The 24,449-nt window shown below is 70.1% G+C and carries 17 protein-coding genes; 5 read left to right on the top strand and 12 right to left on the bottom strand.

The features are described from left to right. Positions 1-17 precede the first annotated feature (17 nt). The 11 genes from eat to FBZ89_RS18485 all read right to left on the bottom strand — a co-directional run bounded on the left by eat (position 18) and on the right by FBZ89_RS18485 (position 11,878). Complete coding sequence (gene eat / locus FBZ89_RS18535; RefSeq protein ID WP_145751359.1) at positions 18-1,394, bottom strand: ethanolamine permease; 1,377 nt, start codon at positions 1,392-1,394, stop codon at positions 18-20. Positions 1,395-1,472: 78 nt separating this feature from the next. Next, positions 1,473-1,757, bottom strand: a complete 285-nt coding sequence (locus tag FBZ89_RS18530) for a transposase (protein WP_145751358.1) — start codon at positions 1,755-1,757, stop codon at positions 1,473-1,475. A gap of 41 nt (positions 1,758-1,798) precedes the next feature. Then, positions 1,799-2,944, bottom strand: coding sequence for an N-acetylglucosamine-6-phosphate deacetylase (gene nagA / locus FBZ89_RS18525; RefSeq protein WP_246172326.1), 1,146 nt, complete (start codon positions 2,942-2,944; stop codon positions 1,799-1,801). Continuing rightward, a complete protein-coding gene (locus tag FBZ89_RS18520; RefSeq protein ID WP_246172324.1) occupies positions 2,944-3,954 on the bottom strand; it encodes an SIS domain-containing protein in 1,011 nt (336 codons plus the stop codon). Before FBZ89_RS18520 ends, nagA begins: the two co-directional genes overlap by 1 nt. 79 nt (positions 3,955-4,033) lie before the next feature. Beyond that, entirely contained in the window at positions 4,034-4,927 is an 894-nt protein-coding gene (locus tag FBZ89_RS18515; RefSeq protein WP_145751355.1) for a glucosamine kinase nucleotide-binding domain-containing protein, read from the bottom strand. A 297-nt stretch (positions 4,928-5,224) separates the two neighbouring features. After that, entirely contained in the window at positions 5,225-6,091 is an 867-nt protein-coding gene (locus FBZ89_RS18510; RefSeq protein WP_211115280.1) for an ABC transporter ATP-binding protein, read from the bottom strand. Between the two features lie 32 nt (positions 6,092-6,123). Next, positions 6,124-6,966 carry an ABC transporter ATP-binding protein gene (locus FBZ89_RS18505; protein ID WP_145751353.1) on the bottom strand — a complete coding sequence of 281 codons (843 nt, stop codon included), beginning with the start codon at positions 6,964-6,966 and terminating at the stop codon, positions 6,124-6,126. Next, the gene (locus tag FBZ89_RS18500) at positions 6,963-7,826 is read right to left on the bottom strand and encodes an ABC transporter permease (protein ID WP_145751352.1); all 864 of its coding nucleotides are present in this window, start codon (positions 7,824-7,826) and stop codon (positions 6,963-6,965) included. Before FBZ89_RS18500 ends, FBZ89_RS18505 begins: the two co-directional genes overlap by 4 nt. Positions 7,827-7,831: 5 nt before the next feature. Further along, positions 7,832-8,809, bottom strand: coding sequence for an ABC transporter permease (locus tag FBZ89_RS18495; protein WP_145751351.1), 978 nt, complete (start codon positions 8,807-8,809; stop codon positions 7,832-7,834). Between the two features lie 78 nt (positions 8,810-8,887). Next, entirely contained in the window at positions 8,888-10,660 is a 1,773-nt protein-coding gene (locus tag FBZ89_RS18490) for an ABC transporter substrate-binding protein (protein ID WP_246172322.1), read from the bottom strand. Positions 10,661-10,840: 180 nt separating this feature from the next. Next, a complete protein-coding gene (locus tag FBZ89_RS18485) occupies positions 10,841-11,878 on the bottom strand; it encodes a glycoside hydrolase family 3 N-terminal domain-containing protein (protein WP_145751350.1) in 1,038 nt (345 codons plus the stop codon). A gap of 294 nt (positions 11,879-12,172) precedes the next feature. On the opposite strand from FBZ89_RS18485, the gene FBZ89_RS18480 reads away from it, so the two are divergent. The 5 genes from FBZ89_RS18480 (at position 12,173) to FBZ89_RS18460 (ending at position 23,462) form a co-directional block, all read left to right on the top strand. Beyond that, entirely contained in the window at positions 12,173-13,684 is a 1,512-nt protein-coding gene (locus FBZ89_RS18480) for a hypothetical protein (RefSeq protein WP_186457433.1), read from the top strand. 324 nt (positions 13,685-14,008) lie between these two features. Continuing rightward, on the top strand, positions 14,009-16,669 hold the full coding sequence (locus FBZ89_RS18475; RefSeq protein ID WP_186457432.1) for a TonB-dependent receptor: 2,661 nt from the start codon (positions 14,009-14,011) through the stop codon (positions 16,667-16,669). A 371-nt stretch (positions 16,670-17,040) separates the two neighbouring features. Continuing rightward, positions 17,041-19,632, top strand: coding sequence for a phosphoenolpyruvate--protein phosphotransferase (ptsP, locus tag FBZ89_RS18470; protein ID WP_186457431.1), 2,592 nt, complete (start codon positions 17,041-17,043; stop codon positions 19,630-19,632). Then, positions 19,632-21,395 carry an N-acetylglucosamine-specific PTS transporter subunit IIBC gene (nagE, locus tag FBZ89_RS18465; RefSeq protein ID WP_186457430.1) on the top strand — a complete coding sequence of 588 codons (1,764 nt, stop codon included), beginning with the start codon at positions 19,632-19,634 and terminating at the stop codon, positions 21,393-21,395. Before ptsP ends, nagE begins: the two co-directional genes overlap by 1 nt. Before the next feature lie 48 nt (positions 21,396-21,443). Continuing rightward, positions 21,444-23,462 (top strand): beta-N-acetylhexosaminidase, encoded by a 2,019-nt coding sequence (locus FBZ89_RS18460; RefSeq protein WP_145751347.1) that lies wholly within the window; start codon positions 21,444-21,446, stop codon positions 23,460-23,462. Here the strand turns inward: FBZ89_RS18460 and FBZ89_RS18455 are convergent. Beyond that, complete coding sequence (locus tag FBZ89_RS18455; protein WP_145751346.1) at positions 23,459-24,376, bottom strand: LysR family transcriptional regulator; 918 nt, start codon at positions 24,374-24,376, stop codon at positions 23,459-23,461. The genes FBZ89_RS18460 and FBZ89_RS18455 overlap by 4 nt on opposite strands. Between the last annotated feature and the right edge of the window lie 73 nt (positions 24,377-24,449).

Genomic DNA, 24,449 nt, shown 5'->3' with positions numbered 1-24,449 from the left:
CCGGGCCGTTCGCCTTCCTATAGGCCCGTCTCCGGCAGCACACCGCCGGCCGGCTGGCGCAAGACGGTCAAGCGGCAGTACAGCCAGCCCAAGGCCAGCAGGGCCGCGAACACCCCAAACAGCAGCAGATTGTAATAGACCATGGCCGCCAGGCACAGGCAGGCCAGGCCCAGCGCCACGGCCGGCACCAGGGGATATCCGGGTGCCCGGAAGGGGCGCTGCATGTCCGCCTCGGTGCGGCGCAGGCGGAACAGGCTGGCCATGCTGATGATGTACATGACGATGGCGCCGAACACCGACAGGGTGACGATGTTGGCCGTCAGCGGCTGGCCGCCGAAGGCCAGCACCTCATCGGAAAAAATGGCGGCGATGCCCACCACGGCGCCCGCCAGGATGGCCCGGTGCGGTGTGCGCCGCGTGGCGTGCAGGCGGCTCAGGCCCGCCGGCAGGAAGCCCGCCCGGGCCAGCGCGAAGATCTGGCGGGAATAGCCCATGATGATGCCGTGGAAGCTGGCCACCAGGCCGAACAGGCCGATCCACACCAGCATGTGCAGCCAGCCGCTGTCCGCCCCCACCACCGCCTTCATGGCCTGGGGCAGGGGGTCGTTGATGTTGGCCAGGTCGCGCCAGTCGCCCACCCCGCCGGCCAGCACCATGGTGCCGAAGGCCAGGACCACCAGGGTCAGGATGCCGGCGATGTAGGCACGGGGAATGGTGCGGGCGGGGTCCTTGGCCTCTTCCGCCGCCATGGCCGCGCCCTCGATGGCCAGGAAGAACCAGATGGCGAAGGGGATGGCGGCGAAGATGCCACCCAGGGCCGGGGCCGCAAGGGGCCCGGCCTCACCCGACCAGCCGTGGGCGGCGAAGTTGCCCCAGGTGAAGCCCGGCGACACTACGCCCATGAACACCAGCAGTTCGGCGATGGCCAGCAAGGTGACGCACAACTCGAACGTGGCGGCGATGGTGACGCCCGCGATGTTCAACGCGGCGAAGACGCCATAGGCGCCCACGGCCGCCAGCTTGGGGCTCAGACCGGGGACCTGGACATTGAGGTAGGCGCCGATGGCCAGCGCGATGGCCGGCGGGGCGAAGACGAACTCGATCAGCGTGGCATAGCCGGCGATGAAGCCACCCAGGGGCCCGAAGGCGCGGTGGCTGTAGGCGAAGGGCCCACCGGCATGGGGAATGGCGGTGGTCAGTTCCGTGAAGCTGAAGATGAAGGTGGTGTACAGTACCGCCACCAGGACGGTGGTAACCAGGAAGCCCAGCGTGCCGGCCTGGGCCCAGCCATAGCTCCACCCGAAATACTCGCCAGAGATCACCAGCCCGACGGCGATGCCCCAGAGATGCCACCCGCCCAGGCTCTTGCTCAGCCCGGCCCCGTCCGTCGCCATGCTCCACGCCCCCGTTTGGTTTTCCGGATCAGTATGCCCCGGAAACCTCGATGTGGGGGAGGGTGATTTGCCCCGGTTTTAGGCGAAGGCCAGAATGCCCAATGATTGGGCGTCGGTGGCGCCCGTCATCAGTTGCGCCAACTGCCGGCGTAGGGCGGCGTTCTCCTCCTCCAGCCGCGTCAGGCGGCGGCGCAGGTCGGATTCATCGGGCGCGCCGGCCTGGTCGCGGCGCCAGCGATAATAGGTCATGCGGCTGACGCCCAGGATGCGCGCCACGTCCACCACCTTCACGCCCTGCGCCAGCAGGCCATCGGCCTTGGCCAGGCACTGTGCGATTTCCTCGGCGCTATGATTCCGTTTCATTGCCCCTCTCCCGTTCCTGGCCCCGTTCGTCTTCTTTGGCCCTATCGTTCCGCGCCGGCGCTCCACACCCGCCGCACGGTCAGGGCCTGCGACAGCTCCACGAAGTCCGCCCGCGCGCCCGGCGTGATGCGGCCCAGATCGTCCAGCCCCAGGAAGGTGGCCGGCACGCGCGCCGCCATGGCCAGGGCCGTCTCCGGCCCAACGCCCATAAGGCGGACGGCCCCGCGCACGGCCGCCGCCATGTCGATGTCGGCCCCCGCCAGCACGCCGTCCGCCGTCACCAGCCGTCCGTCGCGGCGGTAGATGGTGTGGCCGTACAGCTCGAAGCTGTCGACGTCGGTGCCGGTGGGCGACATGGCGTCGGTCACCAGGAACAGCCGGTCGGGCCCCTTGGCCGCCAGGGCCAGGCGCAGCACGGCGCCGTGGACGTGCACGCCGTCGGCGATGATGCCGCACCAGCCGCGCGGGCTGGACAGGGCCGCGCCGGCGATGCCCGGTTCCCGGTTCATCAAGGGGGGCATGGCGTTGAACAGGTGGGTGAAGCCGGTCAGGCCCTGGTCCAGCGCGCTATCGGTGCGGGCGTAGGTGGCGGCGGAATGGCCACCGGCCAGGATAAGGCCGGCCTCCGCCAGCCGGGCCAGGGTCCCGTCGTCCACCACTTCAGGCGCCAGCGTCAGCAGCACGCGGCCCCCGGGAAAGCGCGCGGGCAGGCCCAGCAGGAACGCGATGTCCTCGTCCGTGGGGGCGCGGACATAGGCGGCCTCGTGCACGCCCCGGCGTTCCATGTTCAGGAAGGGGCCTTCCAGATGGATGCCGACCACGCCGCCGCCGGGGACCTGGGCGGCCTCGGCGGCCGCATCCACCGCCAGGCGCCACTTGCCGGCGGCGTCGGTGATGAAGGTGGGCAGCAGGGACGTGGTGCCGAAGCGGCGGTGGGCACTGGCGATGGCCAGGGCCGCCGCCGCCGTCGGCGTCTCATTGAACAGCACGCCGCCGCCGCCGTTCACCTGGGTGTCGACGAAGCCCGGCGCCAACAGGCTGTCGGGCTCCAGCGCCACTTCCTCCACGGCCCCGGCGGGCGGCCGGGGCAGCAGGTCCAGCACGCGGCCCTCCTCCACCAGGACGCCGATGCCCTCCAGTGTCTGATCGCCGGTGAAGACCGGGCACCCGTGGAAGAAAGTCCGCATCACACCGTCTCCGTCACCTTGCGCAGGTTGGGCGGCACGTCGGGGTCCAGGCCCCGGGCCCGCGCCACCTTGTGGATGGCCATATAGAAGCTGGCGACCGCCGCCAGGGGGCCCACCTCGGCCGGCAGGCCGGCCACCACGGGCAGGGGCTCGACACCGTCGATGCCGGTCTCGGTGGCCAGGATGGGGGCGCCCAGGACGGCGGCCTTGGCCAGGGTGCCGCGCGTCACCTCCGCCGTCACGTCATCCTGGGTCAGCGCCAGGATGGGGAAGCCGGGGCCCACCAGGGCGAAGGGGCCGTGCACCACCTCGGCGGCGCTGAAGGCCTCGGCATGCAGGCGCGACGTCTCCTTGCACTTCAGGGCGATTTCGGCGGCCGCCCCACTGCCGATGCCCCGGCCCAGGACGTAGAGGCCGGTGGCCAACTCCAGCCGGCGCAAGGCCGGATACCAGTCCAGGGCCACGGCGGCGTCCAGCCAGCCGGGGACCTTGGCCACCGTGTCCAGCAGGCCGGCATCCTCCCGCCAATGGGCCACCAGCTGCAGGAAGGCGACGCAAGCAGTCAGATAGGATTTGGTGGCGGCGACGCTTTTCTCCGGCCCGGCGCACAGCGGGATAAAGACGTCGGTCAGCGCGGCCAGGGGGGAGGTCTCGTCGTTGACGAAGCCCACCACCAGGGCGCCGCCGGCCTTGGCCGCCTCCGCCAGGCGCAGCAGGTCGGGGCTGCGGCCGGACTGGGACACCGCCACGAACAGCGCGCCCTCCATCTGCAGCGGCGCGTTGTAGAGCGAGATGACGGACGGCCCGACGGAGGCGACCGGTACGCCCACCCGGGTTTCGATCAGGTACTTGCCATAGGCGGCGGCATGATCGCTGCTGCCCCGGGCGCAGGTGATGACCACCTTGGGTTTCAGCGCGCGCAGGCGGGCGCCCAGGTCGCGGAACAGGGGGGCGGCACGCTCGATCTGGCGGGCGCTGGCGGCACCGGACTCGGCGGCCTCAAGGGCCATCAGCGGGCCCATTGGATGTTTAGGGGGGGTGGCGGCGGCGGTCATGATGGTTCCTGTGTGGCGATATCGGTGTGTGTCGTCATGCGGCGCGCTCCGCCGGGCGCCGGGCGGCGGTGCGGGCCAGGTGCAGGCCGCCATCCAGGGCGTCGCCCCGCGCCGGCACCAGCAGGCGCCGGGCCCAGGGGGCCATCCACGGCTCGATCGCCGGGGCCAGGCCGCCCATCAGGCAGACCTTGGGGGCGCCCAGCTCCACCAGGCGGCGGACATGGGCGGTCAACTGGCCGGCGGCGGCCTCCACCAGCTGGGTGGCGACCGGATCACCGGCGGCGGCGAAATCCAGGGTCAGGGGCGCCAGCGTGCCGTAATCGCCGGGCCTGGCCGTGCCGGCCCAGGCCACCACGGCGGCGGGATCACCCCCCAGCCGCGTCAGCACGTGCAGGGTGAAGGGCGTGTGCGGTCCCAGGCCGTCATGGCCGCGCAGCGCGGCGCGCGCCGCCTCCCGCCCCAGATGGGCGCCGCTGCCCTCATCCGACACCTCGAAGCCCCAGCCGCCCACCGGCCGGCCGCTGCCACCCACCAGGGCGTAGCCGATGCTGCCGGTGCCGGCGATCAGGATGGCGCCGTCCGCTCCGTCGAAGGCGCCCAAGCAGGCGGTGTGGGCATCGTTGCGGGCGGTCACGCCGGCGCAGCGGACGGGCGCGGCAGCCTCGACCGCGCGCTCGTCCTCCGCCCGGCAGATGCCGGCCAGGCCCAGGCCGACATGGGCGCGGGACAGGGCGTCACGGTCCAGGCCGGCCTGGGCCAGCGCCTGGTCACAGGCGGCCAGAATGGCGGCCCAGCTGACATCCAGGCCCAGCCGGATGTTGGCAGGGCCGCCCCGGCCCTCGCCCAGCCGGTCGCCGGCGGCGTTGGCCAGTCGCGCGCGGCAACCGGTGCCGCCGCCATCCACGCCCATATAAAGAAAGTCGCCCATGCCCAGACCCGTTCGTTTGGTGATGGTATGATACCAGATGCGGACCAGATCAGAAGGTTGAGCTTTCGACATTCACATTCAGCTGCCTGATCTCATCCGCAAAATAACGCTGAAACCGTCAAAAATGTCATGCTTATGACATGAGAAACAACGCACTAATGCAAATTGCCCCGGGGGGCCATTCGTCGAGCCGCGAGACTGGGCTGTATAAGGCCAGGAAAAGACCACATCAGAATGACCCCGCCGAAAGGGCCAGTCGCAGCCGGCCGCCGGACCGCGTCAGGGAGGTCCCGGCGCTCATGCGGCAACCCTTTCATCCACGGTCCGGGCCTTGTGCCCCGGTCCCACATAAACCAGGTTTCCCGGCCCTTCGCTCAGACGCCGCACGGCGTCGGCGCGGCTGATCAGCGACCCTCCCGTGTCGAACGGCCGGTCGGCGTCGGGCACGGCCGACAGCAGCAGGCGGGTGTAGGGATGCCGGGGGCCGTCGATCACCGCCGCGGTGGGGCCGGACTCCACGACACGGCCCCGGAACAGCACCGCCGTCTCCTCCGCCACATAGCGGGCGGTGGCGATATCGTGGGTGATGTACAGCAGGGCGATGCCCCGTTCGGCCTTCAGGCGCTGCAGGGTGTCCAGCACGCTGAGGCGGATGGAGACGTCCAGCATGCTGGTGGGCTCGTCGGCGATGATCACGGACGGGTTCACCGCCAGGGCGCGGGCCAGGTTCACCCGCTGGCGCTGGCCGCCCGAAAGTTCATGCGGGAAGCGGTGCAGCAAGGAGTCCGCGTCCAGTTCCACCTGGGTCAGCAGGGCGCGCACCTCGGTGCCCCGGCCGGCACGGTCCAGGTCCGGCCGGTGCAGGGCCAGGGGGCGGGCCAGATGATGGGCCACGGTGTGGGCGGGGTTCAGGGCGGCGAAGGGGTCCTGGAACACCATCTGCACGACGCGGCGGTATTCCAGCAGCTCCCGCCGGCGAGACAGGCCGGTGACATCGCTACCCTGGAACAGGATGCGGCCGGACGTGGGCCGCAGCATGTGGGTCAGCAGCTTGGCGCAGGTGCTCTTGCCCGACCCGGATTCGCCCACCAACGCCAGCGCGCGGCCAGGGTGCAGGGTCAGGTCCATGGCGTCCAGGGCCTTGTTCCCATTCGGGAAAACCATGGAAAGCTTCTCGGTCTCAAGGACGGGCGCTGTCATGGCATCACCAGGTCGGGCCGGGCGCGCACGGGGGTGGCCGGGTGCAGCGGCGGGATGCTGTCCCACAGGTGGCGTGTATAGGGATGGTCCGCACCGCCTTTTCCGTCCTTGGGCGCGATGGCGGCCGGCGTGGTCAGGTCCACCAGCCGGCCCTGCAGCATGACGCCCACCCGGTCGCAGAACTGGCTCATCAGCGCCAGGTCATGGGTGATGAACAGGACGGAGAAGCCCAGGCGGCGGCGCAGGTCGGCCACCTGTTCCAGGATCTCTCGCTGTACCACCACGTCCAGGGCGGTCGTCGGCTCATCCATGATGACCAGCTTGGGCTTCAACGCCAGGGCCATGGCGATCACCAGGCGCTGGCGCATGCCGCCGGAGAACTGGTGGGGATGGTCGCGCAGCCGGTCGGGCGAGATGCCCACCAGGCGGAGCAGGTCGGCGCTGCGCTCCGCCACCTCGGCCCGGTTGGTGATGCCGTGGGCGCGGAACATGTCGCGGAACTGGTCGGACACGCGCAGCACCGGATTCAGCGCGTTCATGGCGCTTTGCAGCACCACGCTGACCTCGCGCCACCGCCACCGCCGCAGGTCCTTCGGCGTCAGTGCCAGCACGTCGGTGCCGGCCAGGGTGACGCAGCCGCTGGTGATGTAGGCCGGCGGGCGGTGCAGGCGGGCAATGGCGAAGGCCAGCGTGCTCTTGCCCGACCCGGACTCGCCGGCCAGGCCCATGACCTCACCGGCACCCAGGTCGAAGGACACGCCGTCCACGGCGCGGGTGGCGCCGGCCGGTGTCGCGTAATCGACCGTCAGGCCGCGAACCTGAAGCAGGGGCGCGATCATGCCACCGCCCTCAGCTTCAGGCGCAGGGTGCGCAGGCGGGGGTTGGCGACCTCATCCATGGCGAAGTTGATCAGCGACAGGCCGCTGCCGAACAGCACCAGGGCCAGGCAGGGGCAGGCAACCTCCCACCAGGCGCCCACCTGCAGGGCCGACGTGGTCTGGGCGTTGTACAGCAGGGTGCCCCAGGAGACTTTCAGCGCGTCGCCCAGACCTAGGAACTCCAGGGTCGCTTCCGTCACCACGGCGTATAGAACGCTGCCGATGAAGTTGAAGCCGATGATGGAGACCAGGTTGGGCAGCAGCTCGCAGGCCAGGATGCGCCAGGTGGGCTCGCCCAGCAGCTCGGCGGCATGGATGTAGTCGCGGTTGCGCAGGCTCTGCGTCTGGGCGCGGGTGACGCGCGCGCCCCAGCCCCAGGCGGTGCCGGCGATGATCAGGGCGATGGTGGCCGGGCTGGCGGCCCCGATGAAGGCGGCCAGCACCAGCATCAGGGGCAGGTTGGGGATGACCAGCACCACGTTGGTGATCAGGTTCAGGGCCTCATCCACCCGGCCGCCCAGGTATCCGGCGGTGACCCCCACGGCGGTGCCGATGGCGGTGATCATCAGGCCGGCCGACAGGCCCACCAGCAGCGAGGTGCGGGTGCCGTGGATGGTCTGGGCCAGCACGTCGCGGCCCATGCGGGTGGTGCCCATGATGTGCGCGGCGCTGGGCGCCTCGTGCGGGCGGCCCACGCGCTGGTTGGGGCCGGCCGGCGCCACCAGGGGCCCGAACAGCGCCAGCGCCAGGAAGAACGCCACGATGCCGGCGCCGATGCTGGCCTTGCGGTTGGCGAGAAGCGAGGTGAAGAAGGCGCGCATGGCGCTCAGGCCCTCCGCAGGCGGGGATCGAGGGCCAGGCACAGCAGGTCCGCCGCGAAGTTCGCCGTCAGCATGGCCAGCGTCATGAGCATGAGCTGGCCCTGGATCAGGGGATAGTCGCGGGCGGTGATGCCCTGGTACAGGGTGTAGCCCAGGCCCGGATAGTTGAAGACGATTTCGGTGATCAGCGCCCCGCCGAAGGTGGCGCCCAGGGTCATGGCGAAACTGGTGACGGTGGGCAGCAGGGCGTTGCGCGCGGCGTAGGCGTAGCGCACGCGCCCGTCAGACAGGCCCTTGGCCGTGGCCAGGGTGATGTAGTCCTCGCCCAGCAGGTTGATCATGCTGTTGCGCATGGTGATCAGGTAGCCGCCGATCTGGGCCACCACCAGGGTCAGGATGGGCAGGGCCGCGTGCGCCAGCACGCTGCCGATGAAGGCCAGGGTGAAGCCGGGGTCCAGCTCCGGCGCCCAGGCGTAGCCGGTGGGCAGCCACTTCAGCCGGATGCTCAGCACGAACAGGGCGACCAGCGAGGTCACCAGCGGCGGTACCGCCTGGATCATCAAGGCGGCCGGCGCGCCGAAGCTGTCGAAGGCCCCGCCCCGCCGCCAGGCGGCGCGGATGCCCAGCGCCGAACCCATTAGGAAGGCGATGAGGGAGGAGGTCAGGACCAGCAGCAGGGTCCAGGGCAGGGCCTGCATCAGCACCGCGTTGACCGTCAGCGGGTGGAAGCGCACCGACAGGCCCAGATCGAAGGTGAAGACGCTGGCGAGATAGTGGCCGAACTGCACCGGCCAGGGCCCGTCGACGAAGCCGAAGGTGGCCTTCAGCGCTTCCAGGCTTTCCGGCGGCAGCACGGTGCCGGCCTGGGCGAACATGATGTCGATCGGGTTGCCGGGCATCAGCCGCGGCAGCAGGAAGTTGAAGATCGCGGCCACGACGAAGGCAACGACATAGAATCCGGCCCGGCGAAGCAGGAAGGACATGGGATATCAGCCTTGGCCTTGAGTGTCTGAGGGGCGGCCCGAAAGCGCCGCGGTCTCATCTGATGGGGGGCGGCGGGATCACCCACCGCCGGCGGTGGGGGGTGACGGTGCCGCCGCCGCGGCCTGGCCCTTCACCGGTTCCAGCGCCAGCAGATGCAGCAGGCGTTCGGGCGTGCCGTCGAAGACGTCGGGCCGGGCCACCGGGTTATCGGCGTTGAACCAGCCCTTGAAGCGGCGGGTGTTGTATTCGTACCAGGTGGGGTTGCTGAACAGCGGCACGTAGGGGCTGTTGGCCGCCACGATCATCTGCACCTTGTCCATGGCGCGGCGCTGCTCCGTCGGGTCGATGGTGGCGACGAACGCGTCCAGCGCGCCATCCAAATCCGGATCGGTGAAGCGGGTGGGGGCGAAGCGCGTCTTGCCGCTGTAGCGGGAATGGAAGCCGGTGTCGAAGCTGCGGTAGGGCGTCTCCCCCGGGAACAGGCCGTTGATGGCCATGTCATAGTCGCCACTGATCAGCTTCTGCGCCCAGGACGCGGGCTCCACGGTGGAGACGCGGACGTTCAGGCCCAGGGCGTTCAGGCTTTCCGCCACCAGCTGGGTGGAATTGACCCAGTCGGTCCAGCCGGTGGGCACCAGGATGTCGAAGGCGATGGGGCTGCCGTCGGCATTGTCGATGTAGCCGTCGCCGTTGATGTCGCGGAAGCCGCTCTCGGCCAGCAGGGCCTGGGCGCCGTTCTTGTCGAAATGGGCGAACTTGCCGTACTGGCGCTCCGCCTCCGGGTTCACCCAGTCCTGGTAGGTGCGGCCGATGCCGCTGGCGTACTCGTTGACCTCGGGATAGCCGTAGCCGGCGATGTCCACGATGGCGCGCCGGTCCACCGCCATGCTGACGGCGCGGCGGAAATTGACGTTGCGGAAGGCGGCGCGGTTGCCGCGCGAGGGGCTGTTCAGGTTGATGTCGATGGCGACCGTGCCGCCCGGCGGGAACCAATAGCGGTGGTGCTTGGGATCGGCCGCGACGTAGGTGCGCTCGATATCCGGCAGGAAGGCGCCGAACCAGTCCAGCCGCCCCTCGGCGGCGGCGGTCAGCAGCTGCTCGTTGTTGCGCACCTGGGGGAAGCTCATGCAGTCGACCTTCAGGTCGGCGCTGTCCCAGTAATTGGGGTTGCGGCACTGCACGTAGACCTGCGGGGTGAAGCGCCTCACCTCCGTCATGGGGCCGGTGCCGACGGGGGTGTCGTTGGTGAAGGTCACGGGGTCCGCGACCTTTGACCAGACATGGCGCGGCACCACGGGCACGCGCACGATCTCGAACACGATGCTGGTGTTCACCTTCTTCAGGGTGAACACCACGGTGTGGGCGTCGACCGCCTCCACCGCCGCGACGCGGTTGCCCATGTCCAGCGTGTCCAGCGCCCGGAACCGGCGCAGCAGATCGAAGGTGTAGGCGACGTCGGCGGCGGTGAAGGGCTGGCCGTCCGACCATTGCACCCCGTCGCGCAGCTTGAAGGTCAGCTTCAACAGGTCGGGGGAGAAGGCGTAGTCCGTGGCCAGGCGGTATTCGGGCCGGCCGCCGTACATGGAGTTAAAGACCACCAGCGGCTCATAGATGAACTCGCGCACGCTGGGCAGGCGGCTCGTCTCGTTGAACGGGTTGAAGTTGCGCACCCAGCCGCTGGACATGGCGGCCAGCACGGTCAGCGTCGTCGGGGGCAAGGTCGCCGGGGCCGGCTGGCCGTCCGGCGTGGCCGGTGCCGTCGCGGGCGTCGTCACGGTGGGGGCCGCCACCGCCGTCGCGGCAGCCAGCGCCAGTGCCACACCCGTGATGGAAACGAAACGTCGGATCAAGGCCGTTCCCCCAAAGTACCGCGCCCAAAGTGCGGCGACGGGTACCGAAGCTCCCGGACGGAAGCGCTGATCGACTCTAACCGGTCTCCGGCGCGCCGTCCTTCCCTCACTGTCGCCGTCCGCGCCGCCCCAGGCCAGGGCGCAAACTCGTCAGTTTCGTCAGAGCGCCGTTAAGACGCGTCATGCCAGCTGGGCCGCCAGGTCGCGGGCGGCCGCGGCCACGTCGCCGATCAGGCCGCCGGGGGCGCCATTGGCGGGCACGGTCGCGCGGGCCAGGCGCGCCAGGCTGTCGGGCGTCAGGGGGCGGGCGGCGGCGGCGATGGGCCGCCACTCTTCCACGTCGCCATGGCTGGACAGGCAGATGTCGATGCCCGATGCCAGCACGGCGGCGCAACGCTGGGCCAGGGTGCCGGCCAGCGCCTCCATATAGATGCAGTCGGAAATCAGCACGCCGTCGAAGCCGATGCGCCCCCGGATCACCTGTTCCACCACGGTGGGGGAGATGGAGGCCGGGCGGGCGGGGTCCACGGCGCTGAACACGATGTGCGCCACCATGGCCCAGGGGGCCGCTTGCGAGAGACGGCGGAACGGCAGGAAGTCGCTATCGGCCAGGGTGTCCAGGTCGGTGTCCACCACCGGCAGGCGCTCATGGCTGTCCACCATGGCGCGGCCGTGGCCGGGGATGTGCTTGATGATGGGGGTGACGCCGGCGGCGATCATGCCGGCCATGAAGGCGCCGGCCAGTTCCGCCACCTCGCCCGGCGTGTCGCTGAAGGCGCGGTCGCCGATGACCTCATGGCTGCCCGGCGCCGGCACGTCGGCCAGGGGCGCGCAATCGACGGAAATGCCATGCTGGCGCAACAGGCTGCCGATGGCCGCCCCGTCCAGGCGCGCCGCCGCCAGGCCGGCCGCGCGGTCGCGGCGATACAGGGCGCCGATACGGGCGGGTGGGGGGAAGGCCGGCCACACCGGCGGGTCCATGCGCTGGTGCTGTCCGCCCTCATGATCGATCAGGATGGGGGCGTCCGCCCGGCCCACGGCGTCGCGGAAATCGTCGCACAGCCGGCGCAACTGATCGGGTGTACCGCAGTTGCGCTTGAACAGGATCAGGCCCAGCGGGTCGGCGTCGCGGAAGAAGGCTTTCTGGTCGGCCGTCATCTTCAGCCCCGGCACCCCGAAGACGACGGCGAGCGGCGGTTGGCGGGTGCTTACGGTCATGGGACGTCACCTTTTCACGGGTCGGGTCATGGGTTGGGCGCGGGCGCGGCTGTGCCAGCGGCGCGGGATGGGCGCCGGGGGTGGTGCGGGGCTGGAATATCGAGGAAATCCGCGCCTCGGCAGGCCGGTCACGGTCATCGGCAGGGGAGCGCGGGCGGCCCCCGGCGATCAAGGGCCGCTTTGCGGATTGACGAAATTGACGGTATGGTGGCGATCGTGCGCCGGTAAAGCCGATTTAAAAACAGTGATGTCGGTGGATTTGGATGTATTCCTGTCCCCATCAAAAAACAGGGGGTGATCGGGGTGGTCGGGTTTGAGAGGTGGGCTATCAAGGCGCCGGCCAGCCTCGTCACGCTTGGGGTGCTGCTCTGCCTGTCGCTGATGACGGCGCTGTACGCCGTCATGGATCGCACCGACACGGCCGTGGCCACCGCTCGCGACATGGCCGCCCATGATCTTGGCATCCTGTATGAATCCGCGCGCGACCAGAGCGCCGCCTTCTCCAGCACCAGCTTCATCGGCTACAGCGTGGGCCGCTACTACGGCTTCGCCTCCGCCTTCGCGCAGATTTCGCCCAATCCCGAACGGGCCGCCGCCCTGTTGCGCACCGCCTTCGCCCAGGGCGATGCGCAGCAGCAGGGCGCCTCCTCCGCATTGGCCCCCTATATGGCTGTGCACGACCGCTTCCATGCCAGCTTCGTGGATATGATCGGCTCCTCCGTCTTCAACGACCTTTACCTCATCGACCGGCTGGGCCGCGTGGTCTACAGCCTGCGCAAGGATGGCGCCTTCGGCCAGGATCTGAACGACGCCCACGCCCGCGACACCCCGCTGGGCGAGGTGTTCCGCGAGATCATGGCCCGGCTGCAGAAGGTGGACGACCCCACGCAGGTGCTGGTGGTGACCCCGCCCAAGGATCTGGACGGCGCCACCGCCAGTGATGGGCCGGAAGGGGTGGGCATGCTGGTGGCCCGGCCGGTGGTGCGCCATGGCTCGGTCGAGGGTGTCGTGGCCTTCCGCTTGCCGCTGGCCACGGTGGACCGCCGCCTGGGCACGCTGACGCGCCACGGTGTCGGTTTCGCCCTGATCGATGCTGGCGGGCACCCGGCCGACCAGCCGGCATCGGCCCGTGGCCTGTCTCCTTATGGTGTGTATGGCGTGCCCGGGTCGCCGTGGCAGTTCCAGGTGCTGTCCAGCGGCTGGGCCCTGTCGGGCTGGCTGGGCTGGTGGACCTGGGGCCTGACCCTGGCCAGTGCCGCTGCCGGCGGCTGGACTTGGCGCCAATCCCGCCGCGCCGTGCCCAAGGCCCCCGCGGTGGCTGAGGTGCCGGTTCCCGTGGCGCCGCCCGTCCTGGTGCCGGCGCCCTTCCGGCCGCCGCCCGTGGTCGCCGCCGTCATGGCGGCCCCCGAACCGGTGCTGGAGGCGGCAATGCCGGCACCCGCCCCGGTGCCGGAGGTCGAGCCGGCCAACGATCTGGACGCCAATGAGGAATTCCGCCGCTGCATCGTCGATGTCATGACCCTGGCGCTGGACTTCTGGCACCACGCCAAGCGCAAGGGAAAGATCGAGCTGGCGGAGGAAAGCGGGCTGTGGCGCGTCTATATGGACCGCAGCTCGTTGCAGACCCGCACGCTGGACAAATACCTGCTGGTGGAAACGCTGCCCCGCAACCCCCGCTGGCGCGATGTGGTGCGCACGGCGGAGTTCGTGCTACGGCATTGTCCCGACACGGGTGTGGAGCGGGAGGGGGTGCGTGAGGCCCTGGGCCGCCTGAAACAGCACCTGCGGCATGCCGAGCGCATATAGCGCCGCCCCAATCCGCCGCCCAGTCCATAAGTAATACATTGTAATGTTACAGGTTTCACCGGCCGCGGCAGTCAAAATCCCCGGTTTTGCCGTCATTTTCGACATTCTGCCGGAACCAGCCTTTCGCCCCCGCCGCCCTCTCATGCCTGATATGCCGGAACGCACGGCCACCCCGGGTTGCCCCGGTGGGCTCCCCAATCGGGCAAAAGGGGGGTGGCGGTGTCTGGTTCCAGGTGTGGCGCCGTCAGTTGGGTCTGACGGTTGGCTGCGCCGGTAAACACAAAAGATGGGCCAGAGGAGGGTTTGATGGGTTTTGGGAGAAAGATGCTGCGCGGTTCCGCCAGCGTGGTGGCGGTGCTGGCCATGTCGGCCACGGCCTATGCGGCCGACGCGCCCGCCCCGGCGGCGGACTCCGGCCTCGATGAAATCGTCGTCACGGGCTTCCGCAAGTCCATTCAGGACAGCATCGACGTCAAGCGCGACAAGACCGCCGTGGTCGATGTGGTCAGCGCCGAGGACATCGGCAAGCTGCCCGACAAGAATGTGGCCGATGCCCTGCAGCGCGTGCCCGGCGTCATGATCCAGTCCGCCGCCTCCGGCGAGGGCGGCTTCGACGAGGCCGACCGCGTCAGCATCCGGGGTTCCAGCCCCTCGCTGACCAACACCACCATCAACGGCCACGGCGTGGCCACCGGCGACTGGTTCCTGCTGGACCAGTTCTCCACCGTGGGCCGCTCGGTCAGCTTCTCGCTGCTGCCGTCGGAAATCGTCTCCCAGACCCTGGTGTACAAGAGCCAGCAGGCGGACCTGGTCGAGGGCGGCGTCGCCGGCTCCATCGACATCATCACCCGCAAGCCGCTGGACTTTAAGGAGAGCTTCACCGCCGCCGCCGACATCGAGGGCGTGTACGGCGACATGGCCGAGAAGGTGTCGCCGCAGTTCAACGGCCTGGTGTCGTGGAAGAACAAGTCCAACACCTTCGGCGTCCTGGCGCAGGCCTTCTATGAGGAGCGCGACGTTCAGCGCGAAGGCCAGGAGGTCCTGGGCTATTCGCAGTTCGCGGCCACCGACGCCGCCGTCAAGGCGCATCCGGAACTGAACGGCGTCTATTACCCCACCCTGATCGGTTCCGCCCTGTTCCAGCAGAAGCGCAAGCGCATGGGCGGCGACATCGACGTGGAGTTCACGCCGACCGACAAGCTGACGGTGGATATCAACGGCTTCTACTCTCACATGGATGCCGACAACTCCAACCGCAACTTCATGTACTGGGGTTCCAGCATCTTCTCGACGCAGCAGGCGGTGCCCACCGCCTACACCGTCAAGAACAACACCCTGACCTCGGCCACCACGCCATCGGTCACCAACGCCATCGTCTACGACCAGATCTCGCGCCCCGGCGCCTCGGCCGAGACGTCCTACATCGATGCCGACGTGACCTACCAGGCGACCGACCGCCTGAGCTTCACCGGCAAGGTCGGCTACACCTATGGCCTGGGCGACACGCCATCCGAGCCGGCGTATGAGGCGGTGGCCGCGTCATCGGCCAGCTACGCCCTGAACGGCCTATCGTCCCCCGCCACCGTCAATTTCGGCATTCCCACCGGTACCCAGAACGGCAACTACGCCACCGGCTGGGCCTGGACCGACGTGCTGACGGCCGTGGACCAGGAATACTACGGCCAGTTGGACGCCAAGTACGACGTCAAGTCCGGCATTTGGGACTCGGTGAAGGCCGGCGTGCGCGTCAGCGCCCACCAGCGCAACACCCAGTTCAAGGTCGACGGCGGCTGCTGCGCCAACGGCGGCTGGGGCGTGGCCACGCCCTCGTCCAGCGGCACCTATCCCGCCGGCTTCGGGTCCAACCTGGGCGGTTCCATCCTCAACAACATCTGGACCCTGTCGAACGACCAGGTCGCGGCCTTCTTCAACGCCTATGGCATCGGCAACGCCGACCCGATCAACGGCGCCGACGGCACCTCGCGCTACTACTGGCCGGGCTCCTTCAAGGTGTCGGAGACCGACAGCGCCGCCTATGTCATGGCCAATGTCGGCGGCGCCGGCTGGTCGGGCAACTTCGGCGTCCGCTTCGTCGATACCAACCTGACCAGCCTGGTCTACTTCGCCTCCACCGCCGGGGCCGCAGGCGCCATCAACAGTTCCGCCTTCGGCCCCTATGTGCCGACCAACATCAGCCACGACTACGTCAACGTCCTGCCCAGCGCCAACCTGAAGCTGGAGGTGACGGACGACGTGGTGGCCCACCTGGCGGTGGCCAAGACCATGGCGCGGCCCGACTACAGCGCGCTGGGCGGTTCGGTCAGCCTGAACGACGTGGCCTCCTCCGGCTCGGGCGGCAACCCCGACCTGAAGCCCATCGAGTCCACCAACTACGACGCCTCGCTGGAATGGTACTACGGCCCGCAGTCCCTGCTGTCGTTCGCCGTGTTCTACAACGACATGAACTCGTACGTGACCTACGGCGTCACGCCGCAGACCTTCTATTCCGACTTCTACAAGGCCAACCACACCTATCAGGTAACCCACCCGTTCAACACTTCGGCCAAGAACCGGGGCTTTGAACTGGCGATCCAGCAGCCGATCTACGGCGGCTTCGGCGTCCAGGCCAACTACACCTACGCCTACGGCACCGAGGAGAATGGCGCGCCGATGATCGGCAACTCCCGTCACACCTACAACCTGACGGGCTATTACGAGAACGACTGGATCAGCGCCCACCTGTCCTACACCTTCCGCTCGCACTTCGTGGTGGGCCTGGACCGCAGCACCCTGGAGAACCAGGATGACTTTGGCACCCTGGACGCCTCCATCAACGTGCCCGTCAACGATTACATCAGCCTGACCTTCTCGGCCCTGAACATCACGGACGAGCTGATGAAGTACTACGCCAACAACACCGACCAGCCGCGCGCCCTCTACGATAACGGCCGTCAGTTCTACTTCGGCGCCCACTTCAAGTACTGAGGTTCATGAGTGTGTGGCGGCCGGCCCAGGGGACGTTCCCCTGACCCCCGGCCGCCGCCAGTGCCCCGTCGGCCGGTTTCGTCGCGGACGGCGGGTTGTTTCCGTGAGGGCGCGCTTTCTTTGGATTGTGCTCTCGATCTCCCCGAACTTGGAAAGGGCCCGGGCGTCCGTCCGGGCCCCTTTTTCCCCGGGGCTGGAGTTTCGCGGGATGAGGCGTCCCGCCGCTCGCCCGCTACCGGGGGCGGCGTGGTTTAGTCGGGTTGAATGCCGAAACGGCGCCGATGGCGCCGGGAAAATGAGGAAAAGGCGTGGGTGGTTCTATGGTGGGAAATGGGACGCCGACCGGCACGGCATCAGGCAATGGCGGCGGCGTGACGCGGCTTATCTTGCTGGCCCCGCTGGACGGATGGGCGACCCCGCTGGACGAGGTGCCCGATCCCGTCTTCGCCCAGCGCATGATGGGGGAGGGGCTGGCGCTGGACCCGACGGGCGCCACCCTGCGGGCGCCCTGCGACGGCGTGGTGCTGACCGTCCACCGTGCCCGCCACGCGGTGACCTTGCGCGCCGACTGCGGTGTGGAAATCCTGATGCATGTGGGGCTGGAAACCGTGGCCCTGGGCGGGCGCGGCTTCACCGTCCATGTGGCGGAGGGCGCGCTGGTGCGCGCCGGCGACGCCCTGATCGACTTCGACATGGACCTGCTGGCCCGTGAGGCCAAAAGCCTGCTGACCCCCCTGATCATCGCCGGCGGCCCGGCCGCCACCGTGGTGGAGGCCAGGACCGGCACGCCGGTACGCGCGGGCGAGGTGCTGCTGACCCTGCTGGTTCAGGGCGACGGCGCCGCCAGCGCCGCTGCCGGGGAACGCACCCAGAGTGCGGAACAATCGGTGGTGCTGCCCCTGGTGCATGGCCTGCACGCCCGGCCCTCCGCCGTGCTCGCCGCCGCCGCCAAGCCGTACGCCGCCGCCGTCTTCCTGGCGGCGCAAGGTCGCCGCGCCAATGCCAAGAGTGCCGTGGCCGCCATGTCGCTGGGCCTGCGCCACGGCGACGCCCTGACCGTGCTGGCGGAGGGCGAGGACGCCGCCGCCGCCGTGGCCGCCGTGGCCGCCGCGATCTCGGCCGGCCTGGGCGAGACACCGGTGGCGCTCGCCGAGGCGCTGCCCGTACCCTCGCTGCCCAGCGCCGCCGTCCCGCCACACGACGAGCCGCCGGCGCTGGAGGCCCAGCCGCCCTTCGCCCCCGGTGAGACGGCCGTCATCCGCGCCGTCACCGCCGCCCCCGGCCTGGCGCTGGGCCGCGCCTTCCGCCTGCAGGAAGAGGAGGTGGAGGTGCCGGCCGGCGGCCTGGGGGCGGATGCCGAGCAGGCGGCCCTGGCCGCCGCCCTGGACCGCGTGCGCACCCGCCTGGCCGCCGCCGTGGCCCACGCGGAAGAGACGCGCCAGACCCAGCGCCGCGACATCTTCCAGGCGCACCTGGCCATCCTGGACGATCCCGACCTGCTGGACGAGGCGCAGGCCGCCATCACCGGCGGCGAGGCTGCGGGGAGCGCCTGGCGCGCCGCCACCGACCGGTCCGCCGCCGCCCTGCGCGCCCTGGGCAACCCGCGCATGGCGGAGCGTGCCGCCGACCTGATCGACCTGCGTCGCCAGGTCATGCTCGCCCTGGCCGGGCGGGAACCGCAGCCGGTGATCCTGCCCCAGGGCGCCATCCTGGTGGCGGAAGAGCTGATGCCCAGCCAGCTCAGCAACTTGGACGCCGGCCGCCTGGCCGGCTTCTGCACCGCGCGCGGCGGTCCCACCAGCCATGTGGCCATCCTGGCGGCCTCCATGGGCGTGCCGGCCCTGGTGGCGGGCGGGGCGGCCGTGCTGCGCATCCCGGACGACGCCCCGCTGATCCTGGACGCCGACCGTGGCCTGCTGCATGTGCAGCCGCCGGCCGACGACCTGGCCAAGCTGGAACGCGAGACGGCGCGGCGCAAGGTGGTGGCCGAGGCCAACCTGAAGGCGGCGGCCGCCGACTGCGTCATGGCCGACGGCACCCGCATCGAGGTCTACACCAACGTCGGCAAGGTGGCCGACGCGGTGAAGGGGGTGGCCAAGGGGGCGGAGGGCTGCGGCCTGCTGCGCACCGAATTCCTGTTCCTGGACCGCCAGACGGCGCCGGACGAGGATGAGCAGGCGGCCCAGTACCAGGCCGTCGCCACCGCGTTGCAGGGCCGGCCGCTGATCATCCGCACCCTGGACGTGGGCGGTGACAAGCCGCTGCCCTACCTGCCCCTGCCGCGCGAGGAAAACCCCATCCTGGGCCTGCGCGGCGTGCGCATCGGCCTGCGCCGGCCGGAAATCCTGCGCACCCAGTTGCGCGCCATCCTGCGCGTCCGCCCGGTGGGCCAGTGCCGCATCATGGTGCCCATGGTGGCGACGCTGGATGAGGTGCGGGCCGTGCGCGACATGCTGGACCATGAGCGCGAGGCCCTGGGCCACGCCCCGCCGGTGCAGCTGGGCGTCATGGTCGAAACGCCGGCGGCGGCGGTGACGGCCGATCAGTTGGCCACCGAGGCCGATTTCCTGTCCATCGGCACCAACGACCTGACGCAGTACGTGCTGGCCATGGACCGGGGTAACCCTGACCTGGCCGCCCGCCTGGACGCGCTGCACCCCGCCGTGCTGCGCCTGATCCGCCAGACGGCGGAGGGGGCGGCCAGGCACGGCCGCTGGGTGGGCGTGTGCGGCGCCCTGGCCTCCGACCCCGCTGCCGCCCCCTTGCTGGTGGGCCTGGGCGTGACGGAGCTGTCGGCCACCCCGCCCACCATCCCGGACATCAAGGCGGCCTTGCGCCCGCTGGACAAGGCCGCCTGCGTGGCGCTCGCCACCGAGGCCCTGGCGCAGGAGTCCGCCGCCGCCGTGCGCAGCCTGTTGGCCCGCGCCGGCCTCGCCGTCGCCATCACCGAGGGAGCCGCCTGATGCGCGACCGCTTCGCCCTGATACAGCAGCTGGGCCGCGCCCTCATGCTGCCCATCGCCGTGCTGCCGGTGGCCGGCCTGCTGCTGCGCCTGGGGCAGCCCGACCTGCTGGGCATCCCCTTCATCGCCGCCGCCGGCGAGGCCATCTTCACCAACCTGGGCCTGGTCTTCGCCATCGGCGTGGCGGTGGGCTTGGCGCGGGAGAACAACGGCGCCGCCGGCCTGGCCGGCGTGGTCGGCTTCCTGGTGGCGACCCAGGGGGCGCAGGCCCTGGTGCGCGTGCCGCCCGAGGTGGTGGCCGGCCTCACCGGAACGGCGCTGGACGCGGCCGCCACCAGCTACAAGATCAAGGCGGTGGCCAAGATCGGGGTTCCGGCCGGCATCCTGTCCGGCCTGCTGGCCGGCGGCCTCTACAACCGTTACAGCGAATTGACGCTGCCGGAATTCCTGTCCTTCTTCGGTGGTCGCCGCTTCGTGCCCATCGCCACCGGCTTCGCCGGTTTGGGCCTGGCGCTGGTCTTCGGCTTCGGCTGGCCCGTGCTGGAGGCGGGCCTGGACGGGCTCAGCCGCGCCGCGCTGTCGGCCGGCGACGTGGGCCTGTTCCTCTATGGCCTGCTGAACCGGGTGCTGATCATCACCGGCCTGCACCACATCCTGAACAACGTCGCCTGGTTCATCCTGGGCGACTACCAGGGGGCCACCGGCGACCTGAAGCGCTTCTTCGCCGGCGACCCCACGGCCGGCGGCTTCATGGCCGGTTATTTCCCCGTCATGATGTTCGGCCTGCCGGCCGCCTGCCTGGCCATGTACCGCGCGGCCAAGCCGGAACGGCGGGCGGCCATCGGCGGCATGCTGCTGTCCATGGCGCTGACCGCTTTCCTGACCGGCGTGACCGAGCCTATCGAGTTCACCTTCATGTTCGTGGCCCCGCCCCTCTACGCCCTGCACGCTGTGCTGACGGGCCTGGCCATGGTGGTGATGGACGTGCTGGGGGTGAAGCTGGGCTTCACCTTCTCCGCCGGGCTGGTCGACTACATCGTCAATTTCGGCAAGGCGACGCGGCCCCTGCTGCTGCTGCCGGTGGGTGCTGCCTATTTCGTCGTCTATTACGCCGCCTTCGCCTTCGTCATCCGCCGCTTCGACCTCAAGACCCTGGGGCGGGAGGATGCGCCGGCGGCGGTTGTATCCACCCAAGCGCTGGCCGAGCAGGGCCGGGGCGGTGGCTTCGTCGTTGCCCTGGGCGGCGCCGGCAATATCCGCACCGTGGACGCCTGCACCACCCGCCTGCGGCTGGTATTGGCCGACAACCGCGCGGTGGACGAGAGTGCACTGACGGCCCTGGGGTCGCGCGGCGTGGTCCGTCCCAACGCCACCGCCCTGCAGGTGGTGCTGGGCCCCGTGGCCGACCAGGTGGCGGGCGAGATCCGCAAGGCCCTCACCCATCCGCCAGCGGGCGGCGCGCTTGCCGTCCCCGTTGCGGTGGAGGAGCCGGTGGCCGCCCCGGTGGCCGCTGCGATGCCCTTGCCCGACGCCGCCGCCGTGCTGGCGGCCCTGGGCGGCGCGGCCAACGTCCAAGCGGTGGAGGCCCGCGCCACCCGCCTGTTGCTGGGTGTCGCCGACGCCACCGGCGTGGACGAGGGGCGCCTGCTGTCCCTGGGTCTGCGCGGTGTGGCCCGGATCGGCTCCGGCCGCCTGCACCTGCTGCTGGGGAGCCCCGCCGCCCCGCTGGCCGATGCCCTGACCGCCGCCATGGCCAGGGGCTGACGGCCCATACGGTTTCCACGGTTCCGCTTTCCTCAAGGGCACTTACCTATGCGACTGAAGGCCTTGCTTGTCTCCGGCGTGACCCTGATGGCCGCCAGTGTCGGTTCCGCCGCGCACGCCCAGCAGGCGGCGCTCATGCCCCTGCCGGCGGCCATGAGCGCGGGCACGGGCCAGCTGCTGGTGGATGGCGGCTTCACGGTGGCGTTGGCCGGGCCCGCCGATCCGCACTTGACCGCGGCGGCTCAAACCCTGATCCAGCGCCTGGCCGCCAAGACCGGGCAGTTCCTGGCCGGCGCGCCGGTCCCTAAGGGAGCTACCCTGACGCTCATCGTCACGGGCGTCAGCGCCGCCGTGCCGGCGCCCAAGGAGGATGAGGCCTATACCCTGACGGTGACGCCAACCGGCGCCAGCATCACGGCCGCCACATCCATCGGCATCAACCGGGGCATCGCCACCTTCGCCCAACTGGTGGCCAACGGCCCGCAGGGCTGGGCCGTGCCGGTGGTGACCATCCACGACCAGCCGCGCTTTCCCTGGCGCGGCCTGTTGCTGGACGTGTCGCGCCACTTCATGCCCATCGCCACGGTGGCACGCACCATAGACCTGATGCAGGCGGTGAAGCTGAACGTGCTGCACTGGCACCTGGCCGACAACCAGGGCTTTCGCGTGGAAAGCAAGGTCTTCCCCAGGCTGCACCAGCTGGGCTCGGACGGCGATTTCTATACCCAGGACCAGGTGCGCCAGGTCATCCGCTATGCCGCCGACCGGGGCATCCGCGTCGTGCCGGAATTCGACATGCCCGGCCACACCACCGCCTGGCTGGTGGGCTATCCGGAGCTGGCCAGCGCACCCGGCCCTTATGCCATCGAGCGGCACTGGGGCGTCTTCGATCCCGCGCTGGACCCGACACGCGACAGCACATACCAATTCCTGGATCGTCTCGTCGGCGAAATGACCGCGCTGTTCCCCGACCCCTATTTCCACATCGGTGGGGATGAGGTGAACGGCGAACAGTGGAAGGCCAGCCCCGCCGTCCAGGCCTACATGAAGGCCCACGGGCTGAAAGACACCGCCGCCTTGCAGGCCCTGTTCACCACCAAGGTGCAGGCCATCGTCGCCCGCCACGGCAAGCATGCCATCGGCTGGGACGAGATCATGGACGGCGACATGCCCAAGGACGTGGTGGTGCAGTCCTGGCGCGACGCGGAATCGCTGAGGAAGGCGGCGCTGGCGGGCCATGCCGGCATCCTCTCCGCCCCCTATTACCTGGATTTGAGCTGGCCGGCCGGCCGCCACTACGCCGCCGACCCCATGCCGGAAAACCTGCCGGCGGGGTTGGAGGGCCTGATCCTGGGCGGTGAGGCCTGCGCCTGGAGCGAGCGGCTGTCGCCGGAGAACCTGGATATCCGCCTGTGGCCCCGCGCCGCCGTCGTGGCGGAAAAGCTGTGGTCGCCCAAGAATATGACGGGGAACGTCCCCGCCATGTACGCCCGCCTGGCGACCGTGGCCGACGACCTGGCCGCCGCCGGGTCGCGGCACCGGGCGGCGAATGAGGCCATGCTGGCCCGGGTGGCGGGGCCGGCGGGGGTGGGCGCCGTCCGGCCCCTGGCCCAGGCGGTGGAGCCGCTGAAGGACTACAACCGCTCCGCCCGGCGGCCGGACGCCGTGCAGTCCACGCCGCTGAACCGCCTGGTGGACGCCATCCCGGCGGAAAGCGCCGTGGCGCGGGAGTTCGGGCTGGCGGTGGACCGCCTCATCGCCCATCCCGGTGACACCGTAGCCCGGACGCAGGTGCGGAGCCAGCTGGAGCGTTGGCAGACGGCGGGGACGCTGCTCGCCCCGTATCGGCAGGCCACCCCCTTGCTGGCGGAACTGGCCGGCCCGGCCGCCAAGCTGACCCGTCTGGCCGAGGTGGGCTTGGCCGCCGCCGACGCCGTGGCCACGGACCAGCCCCTGGCCGACCGCGCCGCGGCCGAGAAGACGCTCGCGGAGGCGGCGGAGCCGGGCGCCGAGCTGGAGTTCGCCATCCTGCCGGCGGTGACCAGGCTGGTGAAGGCGGCGCGTTAAGGTTCCATGCCTGGAATACAGGGCACGGCCTGGGCCAGGAAGTCGATCAACAGGCGGATGCGGGCGATACCCGCCCGTTCCGGCACGATCAGCATGTTGAAAGGCACGGGCGGCGGATGATGATCGGGCAGGATGATCTCCACCCGCCCATCGGCCAGCAGGTCGTCCATCAGCCAATGATGGGTGGGGCCGATGCCCCGGCCGGCCGCGAGCGCCTCGCGCGCGCCGAGGCCATGATCGACGCGGAAGCGCCCGCTGGCCGGCACCTCCACCTGGTCGCCATCGGGTCCGTGCAACACCAGCGTGGCGCTGCCGGCCACATTGGACATGCGGACGATGTCGTGGCCCGCCAGATCCTGCGGCCGGGCGGGCCGGCCCCGCCGCGCCAGGTAATCCGGCGAGGCCATCAGCGACCGGCGTGAACGGCCCAGGGGTTTCAGCTTCAGCGTGCTGTCGGTCAGGGGCCCCAGGCGCAGGGCGATGTCCACGCCCTCCCGCACCAGATCCACCCGCTCATCCGTCAGGTTCAGGTCGATGCCGATGTCCGGATGCCGGTCCTGGAAGGCGAACAGCAGACGGCTGATGTGGCGCACGCCCAGCGCCGCCGTGCAGGACAGGCGGATGGTGCCGGCCGCCCCTTGGCCGCCGCCGCGCGCCTCATCCCCCGCCTGGTCCACCAGCCGCAGGATCTGGACGCATTGGGCGTGATAGCGCGCGCCTTCCTCCGTCGGTGTGACGCGGCGGGTGGTGCGGCTCAGCAGCGGCACGCCCACAGCCTCCTCCAGCTCGCGCAGCTGGCGGGTGACGGTGGACTGGCCCACCCCCAGCTCCCGCGCCACGGCCGACAAATTGCCCCGCTCCGCCACACGGACGAAGGTGCGCATGCGCTCCAGCGTGATGTCAGATTTATCCATAATTCGGCATGATCATATTCATTGGCCATCTGTAGCGCATGGATGGGATCGGGTCTACCTGAGGGGGGCGGTT

It is taken from the genome of Nitrospirillum amazonense, assembly GCF_007828045.1.
GTDB classification, from domain to species: domain Bacteria; phylum Pseudomonadota; class Alphaproteobacteria; order Azospirillales; family Azospirillaceae; genus Nitrospirillum; species Nitrospirillum amazonense_C.
This window is presented reverse-complemented; position numbering and strand designations above follow the sequence as displayed.